Below are 14,781 nucleotides of genomic sequence, written 5' to 3' on the forward strand. Positions count from 1 at the left end.
AACCCATCACATTTTTGTATCTTTTTTTTCACCCACTCTAAGGCAAATTCCGCCATTCCTGCTTAGGATTAAAAAAGGCGGATACTCGCTGCTTTTACCCCGATAAGACCCTGTTAACGCTGTGTATTTATCGTTGTTGCAACGTCGTGCTGAGCTGAGTTGGGTACCTGAATGACAATGAATGAAAGATTGCGCGCGCTGAGTCCGCGCCGCCACCGTTTTGCTCTGGAAGCACGCCAGCTGTTTGATGGCGCGGCGGTCACGGAAACGGCGCACCACGCGGATACTGACACGCTGCATCACGACAGCGTTGCCGAAGCGCCAAAAGCGATCACCGTCGCCCCCCCTGCCCCAAAAGCGGTTTCCGCGGCACCTGCCGAAGTCTACGTTGTCGACAGCCATATTCAGAACTGGCAATCGCTCGTCAGCCAGCTGCCGCAGGGCAGCAAAGTCGTGGTGTTAAACGACAACAGCTCGGGCCTCGATCAGATCAACAAGGCGCTACAGGGCAGCGAGAACATTCAGGCAATCCATATTCTCAGCCATGGCGCGTCCGACACGCTGGGTCTGGGAAGCGACACGCTTACCGCGCAAAACCTGGCGAAGTACAGCCAGCAGCTCAACACGCTCGGCAGCCACCTCAGCGCTGACGGCGATATTCTTCTTTATGGCTGTGATATCAGCTCGCGCGACACGGCGCTCGTAACCCGCATTGCCAGCCTCACTCAGGCAGATGTTGCCTCCTCGACAGATATGACAGGGTCTGCCGCACTCGGCGGAGACTGGGTGCTGGAAAGCCATATTGGCACTATTGATACCCGAAGCCTGGCGCTGGACTATGACCGTCTGCTGGAGGTCCCCGAAGTCCGCACCAGCAGCAGCGGGCTCACGGTTTCCGAACCCACTGTGCTTAACCCTGGGGCAGAACGCGGGCAGCTTAGCGGCTGGCAGGTGACCGCCACCGATGACAGCGTCACCGTCAGCATCAGCGTCCGTGATACCACGCTTGGCAGCCTGAGTGATGGCACTCATCAGGGCTCAACGCTGAGCTTCACCGGCACGGCGGCTCAGGCGCAGAACTGGCTTAACTCGTTGACGTTCACCGCAGCAGATATCGAAACCGGTAAAACATCAGCCTCCACGTTTTTAGACGTCAATATCAGCAGCGAGTCCGGCTCTTCGGCCAGCGAACTGGGCATCACCATTACCCCCGCCAACGATCCCACAACGGTTCCGGACGGTACGCTCTCTGTGCGTGAAAATGGCAGCACCACCATCGACACGAGTGCGCTGAATGCTCAGGACAGCGATGTCACCGCAGGTGGGCAAACGTGGAGCCAGGTGGTGTACGAACTGAGCGCCATGCCGCAGTACGGCTACCTGACGCTTAACGGGCAGCGGCTCGGCGTCGGGTCTGTCTTTACGCAGCAGGATGTGATCAGTGGACGTCTGCAATACGTGCATACCGCCACCGGCGCGACGCAGAACAGCAGCGATAACTTCACCGCCGTCGTCAACGATGGCGCTACACCTGCCAGCGCCTCAGAGTCGGTCACCGTCACGCTGAACGTCGCCCCGGTGAACCAGCCGCCGACCGTCAGCGGCGAAGGGCTGGTGTATGAAGGCCAGCCTGCGAATGCAACGGATACCGGCAACGTCGGGCAGTACATCACCGCAGACGGCGGTGGCGATCCGCAGGACACAAATTTAACCCTGACCATTACCTCGCTGCCCACGCACGGTACGCTCTATTTTCGCGGTCAACCGGTCACCATTGGGCAAACGTTCAGCTACGCCGACAAACAATATCTGACCTATCAAAACTACGGGGAAGAAGGCGTCACGCAGGATGACTTTGGCATCCGCGTCACCGATAACGGCGGCGGAACGGGCACGCCAGCCAGCAGCGACGGCGTGATTACGCTTGATGTGCGCCCGGTGAATGACGAACCGGTCATCGATCCGGACATGACCAGTAACGGCGCGGTGGATGACAGCAATGCCACCCTGGTGCTGACGCCGGGCATGATCAACGCCACCGACGCCGACTCCTCCCCCGGCAGCATCAGTTTTATCGTTGATACCACCAACATGACGCACGGCTACCTGACGGTGAACGGCGAGCGCGTGCAGAATGGCGACAGCTTTACCTTACAGGACGTGCTGGACGGCAAAGTGGTCTATCACCAGTACGCCGATGCGGATTTCGACGGCCAGCAGGACAGCTTTGATTTTGTGGTGATCGACCACTCCGAAAGCCGCTACTGGGACAGCGAAGGCAACCCGCACGATCGCAACGGCGGGATCTGGGACGGCACCGAGCCCGATTCGTCGGTCACCCATTTCCGCTTTACCGTCGACCTGATTGACACCAACCAGACCAACGGCCAGCTTGAGCCACCGCCGGGAGACGTACCGGTTATCGACCCCCAGGTGACTATCGGCGATCCCGATTATTTCGGTGATAACGTCAATAATCCCGGCAGCACCTCGCACGGCAGTTTTAGCGAAGGCGGGACGCTAACCCTCTCAGGCGACAGCACCAACACCACAAATCCTGGCATGACTTATACCGTCAGCGGCATCCCGGAAAACCAGGTCGTCTATACCTTTGAAGGCTTCAATACCCCGGGCCTGACGCTGCAAAAATCCGACAGCAACGGCGGCTGGATAACCATTCAGCCGTATGGCTCGTTCACCCAGGCCGACCTCAATGACGGCTTGATCCGCATCGTGCACGACGGCAATGAAACCTTCCATTTCCAGGCCACCTTCTCAGTATCGGCGGGATTAGTCGGGCTGGACAGCAACGGCAACCCGCTCGATGACGCCTGGCATCCTGTTATCGACATCTACGTCACGCCGGTAAACGATGCGCCAGACGCCAGCGGCACAACGCAGGCGGTTATCAAAGAAGGTGACACGCTGCCCATCACCACTGGGCTGATTTCGATAACCGACCCGGATGACGCCAACAGCGGCTCGCCGTGGGAAACCAGCCCTACGCTTGATGGCAATACCAACTACGCGCTGAACAATGCCGCCAGTGGCGCAGACGCCCTGAAATTTATTATCGAAAGCCTGCCGCAGGGCGGCTCGTTGCAATACCTGAGCAACGGGACCTGGATCACGCTGACGCAGGCGGATATCGGTAACACACAGTTAGATCTTTCCTTGCTGACGGCATCGGCAGGCACGACCGGTCTGCGTTTTGTGAGCAACGGCGGCGAAACGCGTTCAACCTCCTTCACCGTGTCGGCGGTCGATCGCTGGGGTGCGGTTTCCAGCGGCGTCGCCACCGTGAACATCGTCATCACCAACGTGAACGATGGCCCAACGATCGCGCCAACCCCTGACGGAGCCGATCCGGTGGTGCCTCCGGACTCGCCCAATAATATCGGCGGGCCTCCGGCGAATAACCCTTTAAGCGTGGTGGAAGGCAGCTACGGCCAAATCACTAACGGCCTGTTGCAGGCTTACGATCCGGACAGCACAGCCGATCAGGTGCAGTTCACTATCACCAGCGTGCCGACTCAGGGCCGCCTGCTCTACTCCACCGATGGCGTGCATTTCAGCACCATCGGGGTCGGCTCGTCCTTCACTCAGCAGGACATCAACAACGGCTACATCTGGTATGTGAATAACGGCACCGAGGGCAACACCACCGACGGCTTTAACTTCACGCTCTCCGACGGCAACAAAGAGCAGACCAACGTTCACTTTGCCATTAATCAGCTCCCGGCTAACGATCCGCCAGCCGTGTCCGGGCCTTCCGCGCCGGTGAACGTCGGCGGCGATACGCCAACCAACGTGCCGGGCTTCAGCCTTAGCGACCCGGATTTAAGCGTCGGCGCAGGAAACATAACGGACAACACCACGGTTATCGTCCGCCTGTTACACAACGACGGCAGCGCCTTTAGCCAGGTGGACTACAGCGATGTCACGCTGGCTATCAATGCCGCAAGCGGTGTGACGGGCAGCCCCAGCGTGCAGGGCGGCTATCTGGTCTTCAGCGGCACGGTCGCCCAAATCAACGCCGCGCTCGCCAGCCTGACCGTCGCCTTCAGCGGCGACCATAACGAGCAGTATCAGCTCCAGGTGATTGCCGACGACCGCCTGCGGAACCCGGACGGCTCGCTCTCCGGCAGCGCCAACGGCGGCCCGGTCAACCAGCCCAATCCGCTCCCGGGCAACCCGCTGCCGGTCGATGCCAGGATCTATAACTGGTACGCCGACGCTGTACCAGCCAGCGACGGCAACATCACCGCCTCATCGGTAGTGATCCGCGCTTCGCAGACAGACGATCCGGGCAATTTCACCGCCCCCACCAGCGCTAATGCGCTGGAAGATCAGAACTCGCCTATCGGGCGCGGGCAGTTTGTCGTCAGCGATGTGGAATCCAACGCCTTCAATTTGCCGGTGACCGTCACACTGACGGTGGCTCAGGGCACGCTGGGCATCGGCGGGAACGGCTCGCAGACCCTCGTGAATGGCGTGACGATCACGGGCGACAATACGGGAACGCTGGTGCTGACGGGCGTGGCGCGAGATATCGAAGCTCTGCTCAACGACAACAGCCTCGGCCTGACCTATAAATCGGCGTTAAACGCCAACCAGGATCAGAACGGCGCGGCAGCGGGCGATGTCACCATCAACATGCACATGGACACCAGCGCCTCGCATATCGGCAGCGATACCGGGCCTGCGCCTGCGGACCAGCAGATTGCGGTCACCATTGGCATCGTCAACGACGCGCCGACTGTGACGCCACCGAGCAGCACGGTCATTCAGTTGCAAAACGGCACGCCGGGAGGCAATAACGTTCCCGGCTTCTCCATTGGCGATGTCGATGTGACCGATGCCGGAGGCATTCAGCCTGGCGAAAGCGATCAGATTCAGGTCACCATCCGTTTAACGGACGATAACGGCGTACCGCTGTCGCTGATTCAGTACCGCGACCTGCAAAACTCGGCGGTAACCATTACCTCCACCAACGCCGCCAGCTCCGGCGTCACCATTCAAAGCACGTCCGTCGACGGCAACCCACCGTACAACGGCGACAGAATGCCGTTAGTCGTTCGCGGCACCGTGGCGCAAATCAACGCCTTCCTCGCCGGGTTACAGGTGCAGCTGACCGGCATTCAGGTCGACAACATGAACGACTATCTTCATGTCGAAGTGATCGCCGATGACCGCGCCCGCGATGCCAGCGGCAACCTGATTGTCGGCGCAGATGCCAACGGTGGCCCGGACAATGCCAGCGGAGGCGTGGGTACGGTTGCCCCTCCTTCAACCGAAGTGAATCCTTTTGCGGCAGTGCCAGGCGGGCTCACGCAAAACGTGACCTTCGGCTTTGTTCGCGTATTCCAGAACAGCACCAACGATCCGGCTCGCGTCACGCTGGGCGATAACCCTGCCCTGACCGCCAATGAAGGCAGCGCCACGGTTAACCTTCCTGCCATCAACGTCGACGATATCGATGCGCTGGATGACGTGATTCAGGTCGATGTCACGCTCGCCAACGGGTTTGTGTTCTCTTCCGTCGGCGGCAGCGGCGGCACGTTAACAGGCGTCGGCACCGGGCATATTACCCTGACCGGCACCACCGATCAGATCAACTCCCGGCTGGCTTCGCTGGTCGTGCAGCTGCCAGATGTGCCAGGTTCTGCCACCGCCGCAGACTGGAACGGCGCGTTTGGCGTCACGGTGGTGGTCAATGATTTGGGCAACAGCGGCGGACGTCCGTCGAACATTGCTAACCAGCCTGACGATCCGAATGCCGATCCGGGTTCCGTTTCCTATCAGGACGGCACCTCGGCCGCGCTGGTCACCACGCGCGAATTTACCTTTACCGTCAATCCAGTGAACGACGCACCGGTGGTGAACGGCACGCCGACGCAAACCCTGCCAGCCGTCAGCGAAGATAGCGCGGCAAGCAGCATCGGCGGCAGCTCAGTGAGCAGCCTGTTTCTGAGCAAATTCAATGACAGCAAAGATTTAGTCAGCAACAGCGGCAATGGCGCCACAGGGGGCACGGGCAGCGATGGCTTCTTTGGCGTTGCCATTACCCAGCTCACGCCAAATGCCGCTCAGGGCGTGTGGCAATACTCGCTGGATGGCGGCGCAAGCTGGGCTGCCGTCGGCGCGCGCAGCGACAGCAATGCGCTGATCCTCAACGGCACCGCGCTGATCCGCTTTGTGCCTGCTGCCAACTTCTTCGGCACGCCGACAACGCTCGGCGTTCGTCTGGTTGAAGGCAACAGCAATAACGATCAGACCAGCACCACCACAGAACCGACCAACGGCGCGAGCTTTAACATCGGCAGCAATCACGGCGGCACCTCGCGTTTTAGCGATGGCGTGATCGTATTAAGCACCTCAGTGACTGGCGTGAACGATCGCCCGACGCTCGGGGTCACCAACACCACCATTAACGAAGATTCACCGCAAACTAACCTGACGCTCGGTCAACTGCTGCAAACCACCTGGAGCGATAAAACGGACGATCAGTCGTCGATTGCAGGCGGGGGCAAAGCCGACGGCACGCTGCAATACGTCGCCATCACGGGCAACAGCGTGGACAGCAGCAAAGGCCACTGGGAATACTCGCTCAACGGCACCACCTGGCTCCAGTTGCCAACTGGCCTCAGTGACAGCCGGGCGCTGGTATTGAGCAGCAGCACGCTGATTCGTTTTGTGCCGCTCGCAAACTACAACGGCCCGGTCAGCGGCGGCCTGACGGTACGCGGCTCGGACTCGAACACCAGCGCGGACACCGGCGTCAACTCGCCGGGTGATATCTACACCCTGACCAATCTCGACACCGCCACCAGCCACTGGTCGAACAGCAACACTATCGGCATCAGCATTACGCCCGTGCAGGATGCGTTTAAAGACGATTACACGATCCACGCCAACAATACGCTGGTGAAAACCACGGCCGATCTGCTGGCGAATGACACCTTCGAAAACGCCGGACGGCAGATTACCGCCGTGACTCAGCCTCAGCATGGCACGCTCACTTTCGTCAACGGCGTGCTGACCTACCAGCCTTCGCAGGGCTACGTGGGCGATGACAGCTATGTCTACACCGTCACCAGCGGCGGCGTGACCGAAACAGCAACCGTGACGATCCACGTCACCAATACCGTGCCTGCCCCGGCCGCCGATCTGTTTATCACCCCGGAAGACACGCCGTTTACCGACAACGTGCTGGATAACGACACCGACGCCGACGGTGACCCGCTCACCGTCACCAGCTTCACGATTGACGGGCAAAGCTATGCTGCCGGGACGCTGGTCACGCTGACCAACAATCGCGGTACGTTGCAACTCAACGCCAACGGCACCTTTACCTACACGCCGGTGAGCGACTGGCACGGCGTGGTCAGCCTGAGCTATGTGGTCAGCGACGGCAATAACGGTGGGCAGAAAAGCACCAACATCGGACTTATCGTGACCCCGGTCCCGGATATCGTGAACGATGCCAGCAGCACCCACGCCGGGGTCGAGGTCAGCACCGACGTGCTGGCCAACGACAGCTTCAGCAACCCTGACCAGAGGGTCACGGCGGTCAGCCAGGGCACCCACGGCACGGTGACGATTGGCGCGAACAATCAGGTTATCTACACGCCGGATGCCGGGTTCGTCGGCACCGACTCCTACACCTACACCGTGACCAGCGGCGGCGTCACGGAGCGCGGCACGGTGTTCATCAACGTGACCAACACCGAACCTACCGCAGACAACATCATTGTCAGCACGCCGGAAGACACCACCGTCAGCGGTAATCTGCTGGCGCGTATTCAGGATCCGGACGGCGACCCGATTCAGGTCACCGATTTCACCGTCAACGGACAAACCTACCAGGCCGGGCAAACCATCACGCTGGCGGGCTACGGCGCACTGACTATCCAGACTAACGGCAGCTGGCAGTTCATTCCGGTTGCCGACTGGAACGGCACCGTGCCGCACATTGATTTCACCGTCAGCGATGGCAACGAAGGCGGCACCAACAGCAGCTCGCTGGATATAACCGTCACGCCGGTCGCCGATATTGCGAACGACAGCGCAACGGTCCACGCCGGAAAAACGCTGACTCTCTCGCCGCTCGCCAATGACAGTTTCGAAAACAGCAATGCCGCCATTACCGCACTCGGCACGCCGCAACACGGCAGCGTGGTGCAAAACGGCAATCAGCTGATTTACACCCCGGCAGCGGGCTTTGTCGGTCGCGATACCTTTACCTATACCGTCACCAGCGGCGGCGTAACGGAAACGGCCACCATCACCATTGATGTGGTGAACATCGCGCCGACGGTAACCCCGCTGGTCGTCAGCACTGCGGAGGACACGCCGCTTAACGGCAGCGTGCTCGGGAATGCGATTGACAGCGACGGTGACAGCCTGAGCGTCAGCAACTTCACGATAAACGGCACCACGGTTGCCGCAGGCACCACCGTCCAAATCGCCGGTCAGGGTGCATTTACCCTGAATGCCAACGGCAGCTACACCTTTACGCCCGTGGGTGACTGGCATGGCACAGTAACGGGGATCAGCTTCACCGTCAGCGATGGCAGCAGCAACGGCTCCGTCAATAACACCCTGAACATCACCGTCACTCCGGCGCAGGATGCCTACGACGATATGGCCGCCACGCACGCGGGCACTGCGGTCGACATCGACGTGCTGGAAAACGACACCTTCAGCAACAGCGACCGCACGGTTTCGCTGCCGCAAAGCAGCACCGCGCTTGGTGGCACGGTCAGCGTGGATGCCAACGGTATTGTGCATTATGAGCCGCCTGCGGGCGTGCCGACCGGACAGGACACGTTTACCTACACCGTCACCAGCGGTGGTGTGACTGAAACCGCCACCGTCACGGTCTATATCACCAACGCCACTCCGGTGGTTATCGACGCTGTTCTTGCCGTCCAGGAAGATCACACGCTCACCGACACTATCGGGACGCTGGATCAGGACACCGACGTAGTACGCTTTACGGGCTTCTCAATCAACGGCACCCGCTACGATATTCCCGGTTCACCGGGAGACCTGAGCGGCAGCGCCTTTGCCGATATCAGCGGCGTGGGCCGCATTACGATCGCGGCGGATCACCAGCTGACGTTCGTCCCGGCCGCCGACTGGAACGGGCTGGTGCCGACCGTCACTATTTTCGCCACCGACGACACGGGCGCAGGCGAAGTCTCAGGGAAAGTGTTTATCACCGTGCTGCCTGTTGCCGATATCGTTAACGACAGCATCACCACCCACGCCGGGACGCCAGTGACCAGCAACCTGCTGGCGAACGACACCTTCGAGTCCGGCAATCCGCAGATAACGGGCGTCACTCAGCCAGGCCACGGTACCGTCAGTATTGTGAATAACCAGGTGGTCTACACCCCGACTGCGGGTTACGTCGGCAACGATACCTACACTTACACGGTCACCAGCGGCGGCGTAACGGAAACCGCGACCGTAACGGTCACTGTCACCAACACCCCGCCAGTGGGCGTTCCGGATATCAGCAGCGGCAACGAAGACACCGTGCTCAGCGGCAACGTACTGAGCAATGATACCGATGCCAATAGCGACACCCTGCGAGTCACCAGCTTCCAGCTCCCCGGCGAAACGGCCACCCACGCCGCAGGCAGCAGCGTGTTGATTGCCGGGAAAGGAACGATTGTCGTCAACAGCGACGGCACGTGGCGCTTCACACCGATTGCCGACTGGAACGGCGTGGTGCCGACCATCACCTATAACCTCAGCGACGGCAACACCGGTGGCACCAGCAGCAGCACACTGGATCTGACCGTCATCCCCGTCGCGGATATCGTGCCGGATACCGTTTCTACCCACTCGGGCGTGTCGATCCTGTTTAATCCGCTGCGAAACGACACGTTCGAGAACAGCGATCATACCCTCACCGCCACCAGCAACGGCTCCTGGGGAACGGTTACCATTGAAAACGGCCAACTGCGCTACACCCCGGCGGCGGGATATGTCGGCACCGATACCTTCACCTATACCGTCACCAGCGGCGGCGTGAATGAAACCACTACCGTCACGGTGAACGTCACCAACACCGCGCCAACGCCGCTGCCGGATGTCGCGCAAGGGAATGAAGACAGGCTTCAGGCGGGTAACGTACTGACCAATGACCGCGATCTGGATGGCGACACGCTAAAAGTGGTGTCGTACACCGTGGCGGGCGACAGCACGGTTCACGCCGCCGGAACCGCCGTCACGATTGCCGGGAAAGGCTCGCTGACGCTGCTTGCCAACGGCGTCTGGCTGTTCAACCCGGTCAACGACTGGAACGGCACGCTGCCCGTTATCACCTACACCCTGACCGACGGTAACAGCAATGGCGTGCGCAGCAGCCCCCTGGCTATCACCGTACTTCCGGTTCAGGATGCCTTTGACGATACGGCCACCACCCACGCGGGCAATCCTGTTGATACGGATGTGCTGGCGAATGACACCTTCAGCAACCCGAATGCGGCCATCAGCGCCTGGAGCAACGGCGCACACGGCACGGTCACGCTGGTGAACGGTGAATTGCGCTATACGCCTGACGCGGGTTATGTCGGCAACGACACCTATACCTACACCGTGACCAGCGCCGGGATCACCGAAACGGCGACAGTGCATGTCACCGTCACCGACACGGTGCCGCAAGCGGTAGATGACCTGAATCTGGCGCAGGAAGATCACGTGCTGAGCGGAAACGTGCTGGTCAATGACAGCGACCCGGATAACGATCCGCTGGTAGTGACCCAGTTTACCGTCAACGGTCAGACCGCCAATGCTGGCGATTCCGTCACAATAACCGGGGTCGGCACCTTTACCCTGCGCGCTGACGGCAGCTACAGCCTGACGCCAATAGCCGACTGGAACGGCGTGGTGCCTCGCATCACCTACACCATCAGCGATGGCAACCAGGGAGGAACCTCTTCGGCAGCGCTGCTGCTCGGTATTCTGCCCGTGCGGGATGCCATCGATGACAGCGCCAGCACCCATGCTAATCAGCCGATCAGCGTCGACGTGCTGGCAAACGACACCTTCAGCAACAGCGATAAAACCCTGAGCGGCTTCACTCAGGGCAGCCACGGCAGCGTGCGGATGGTGAACGGTCAGTTGGTTTACACGCCGTCAACCGGGTTTGTCGGCCAGGATAAATTCACCTATACCGTCACCAGCGGCGGCGTCACCGAAACCGCCACGGTGACCATTGCCGTCACCAACAGCTTGCCGATTGTGACGCCGAAAGGCGCTATCACCGGCGAAGGCGTGCCTGTTGGCGGCAACCTGCTGGATAACAGCCGCGATCCGGACGGCGACAAAATTTTCGTCCAGCAGTTTACCGTCAACGGCGAAACCTTTACCGCCGGGCAAAGCGTGACGCTTGCCGGACAAGGCCGCCTGACCATCAACCGCGACGGCAGCTGGCGCTTTGTGCCAGAAGCCAGCTACTCCGGGGTGATCCCGCTGGTGAGCTGGCGAGCCAGCGACGGCAACGACGGCGGCACCGCCACCAGCCTGCTGCGCATTGCCGTCACGCCGGTGGTCAATATCACCGTGCGCGAGTCCAGCCTGACCTCGGGCAACCGCGATCTCAGCGAAGTGGTGACCAGCGTGCAGCTGGTCTCCCTCACGCCGATTAACCAGCTGTCGTTTAACGGCACGATCCTGAGCCTCGCACGCCTGCAACAGCTGTCGGAAAATCCGCTTCTGCTCAACAGCAAGCAGGGGCTGGTGCAGCTGTTCAACTATGTCAACCGGGGCGACACCGGGCTGCTGAGCTACCGCTTTATTTTGCAGCACGCGCTGCATCAGCCGGGGGTCGGTCAAACCAGCGATACCATCACCTGGCACATCAACGGCAACAACGATCAGATTGGCGGCGTGCTGACCATCACCGTCATCGACGATGTGCCGACCGCGCGCAACAACAATGCGGAAATCATTCAGGACCGCAGCGAGCAAAGCGCTCAGGGCAACCTGTTCAACGACGACCGCATCGGTGCCGACGGCCCGGCGGCCAATGGCCCGGTGACGGCCGTGCAGTCCGGCAACACCGGACGCAATGGCGTGATTGGCGGCAGCACCCAGGGCGAATACGGCACGCTTCGACTGGATAAAAACGGCAACTGGCAGTACGAACTCGATCGCAGCAACAGCAAGGTTGCCGCACTGGATGCCAGCGCATCGCTGACAGAAGTCTTCACCTACACCATAACCGACAGCGACGGCGATACCTCAACCGCTACGCTGACGGTGACCATTTATGGCACCACGCCGCCGATACCCCCCTCAACGGACAACCGCTTTATCGATCCGTGGCAGCGCTACGACTACGGCAGCCAGGCGCAAACAGGCCAACGCCTGAGCTATCAGCCCGCGCTGTTTATTCTGCCGATGATTTACAGCCAGGATAACAGCGCCAGCGGGCGTTCATGGGCCGAAGCACAAAGCGGTTACGGGCTGACGGACGCCAGCGCCCCGGTGTTACAAAACGCGGTGCTGTTTGAAGGGATGCTGGCAGAACAGGATCGCGCACGTCGCGAAACGCCGCCAACGCTGAGCGGAAACGGTCTCGGCGAGAATCTCTTGTGGGATGCCTTTAGCCCGTTCTCAGTGGCGAAAGCCGCCGAGCGCGACAAAACGCAACACGCTCACCCGGCGGCGCACGCAGAACAGCGCGGCGCACCGTCTTTATCCGCTCAACTTAAGAGTGCCAGCCGTGCAGCGTCCCTGCCGGAACAGATTGTTATTGTGCCTCCTCCGTCAGCCACTCGCTGATGGGGAGCAGGGTTTGTGAATAAAGACGAGAAGAATCATAAAATGAAGAATGAATCTGTCCTGTTCAGTGGCAATGTGAACCGCGTCCCGCTCAAAGCCAGCCTGGCGGTGCTGGTCAGTCTGACGATTCTGGCAGGCTGCGGCACCGTCAAACCGGAGCCGTTTACCCAGGATGAGATCACCGCGCGGGTGAATAAAGATCGCGCGGCGATGTATAAAGATCAGGAGCCGATTTCCGCCCCGCTGTCGCTCTCCGATGCGATGGCGCGCGCGCTGAAATACAACCTCGACTACCGGCTGAAACTGATGGAGACCGCGCTGGCCCGCGGTCTGCTGGATGTGTCTCAGCAGGACATGCTGCCGAAGCTGATGACCGATGCAGGCTACCGCTGGCGAAATAACGACTCCGGCGGTACCAGCGTGGGGATCGACGATGGGCTGGTGAGCCTGCGCCCTTCCACCTCAGAGGAGCGCGAACATTTTATCGCCGATGCGACGTTCTCCTGGGATGTGCTGGACTTCGGCATGAGCTATTTTCGCGCCCGTCAGCAGGCGGATGACGTCAATATCGCCGAAGAGCGCCGTCGCAAAGTGCTGCAAAACATCGTCCAGGAAGTGCGGGATGCTTACTGGCGAGCGTTAGGTGCTCAACAGCTTCTGGCGGAAAGCGCACCGCTCGCGGACCAGATCAACGATGCGCTGGAGAAAACCCGCAAAGCCGAACAGGCCGGGATCCTGCCGCCGGTTGAGGGGCTGGAATATCAGCGTTCGCTGCTCGACGCCATGAGCCTGCTTAACCAGAAACGCGAAGAGATGGAGCTGGCAAAAAGCCAGCTGGCGGCGCTGATCAACCTGCCGCCGGGCACGCCTTACACCCTGAAAGTGGAAACGCCTGCGCCGCTGACGCAGATGCCGAAAGACGCCAGCCAGCTTGAACAGATGGCGCTGGAGCGGCGTCCGGAGCTGCGTGAAGAGGATTACAAAGCCCGCATCGACAGCTACGAAACCAAACGCCAGATTGCCTCGCTGTTCCCGAACCTGAACCTGTTCGCCGGGATCAACTACGACACCAACGACTACCTCTACAACAACAACTGGGTGCAGGGCGGCGTCGGCGTGTCGATGAACCTGTTTAAGCTGCTGAGCATTCCGGCTATCAGCGAAACCAACGATGCGCGTGAAAAAACCGGCGATGCCCGCCGGATGGCGCTCAGTATGGCGGTCCTCACTCAGGTTCGCCTGTCGCTTGAGCGCTACCGCCTGTCGGTTTACGACTACCAGATTTCCCAGCAATCGGCATGGGTCGATCAGCGTCTCGCCAGCATCTCCCGCGCGGGTTCGGATAACTCACTGACCAGCGATCTCGAAACCTTGCGCACGCAAGCCCGCTCCATCGTTTCACGCTTCCAGCAGGCTTCCTCCTACGCTCAGGCGCAGTCTGCCTATGGGCGAGTGCTGAACTCCGTCGGCATCGATTTAACGCCGGATAACGTGCAGAAAACGGACATTGCCTCGCTCTCCCGCCAGATTGATACCAGCCTGAAAACGGCGGAAAGCGAAGTGTTTATGCAGCAGGCGAATCTGGTGGCACAAAATCATCCGGTTGAGCTGCATCTGGGCCGCCTGCCGCGAGGGGTCGATCGCAATGCGGTTGCTCAGTCGATTCGCCACGTACTGGAAGCCAATCAGGTCACGCTGGGCTCTGGCCCGCAAACGCTCCAGCTGCAGATGGATTTCGTGTCGCTGGCAAGCCCGGGCGCACAGCGCGGGCAGTGGCAAATGCAGCTGGTTGACCCGAAAGGCACGCTGGTGTTGCAGCGTCAGTACCAAAGCTATCTGCCAGATACCGTGTCCACAGGCTCGGTGCAGGCGCTGGCGGAAGCTGCCACCCTGTCGATCACCGGTGAAGTTCAACAGCAAAGCGGCGTGATCCCAACACCTGTCGGTACCCCGTAGGAAAGCTGTCTGAAGGAGTGT

The 14,781-nt window shown here is 60.4% G+C and carries 2 protein-coding genes; both read left to right on the top strand.

From position 1 onward, the window contains the following. Positions 1-177: 177 nt before the first annotated feature. Positions 178-12,804 carry an Ig-like domain-containing protein gene (locus tag ACRCWW_RS09900; RefSeq protein ID WP_438682263.1) on the top strand — a complete coding sequence of 4,209 codons (12,627 nt, stop codon included), beginning with the start codon at positions 178-180 and terminating at the stop codon, positions 12,802-12,804. A gap of 42 nt (positions 12,805-12,846) precedes the next feature. Next, positions 12,847-14,760 (top strand): TolC family protein, encoded by a 1,914-nt coding sequence (locus ACRCWW_RS09905; RefSeq protein WP_438682264.1) that lies wholly within the window; start codon positions 12,847-12,849, stop codon positions 14,758-14,760. Positions 14,761-14,781: the final 21 nt, after the last annotated feature.

Origin of the sequence: Scandinavium sp., from assembly GCF_051650185.1 — a bacterium.
GTDB lineage: Bacteria > Pseudomonadota > Gammaproteobacteria > Enterobacterales > Enterobacteriaceae > Scandinavium.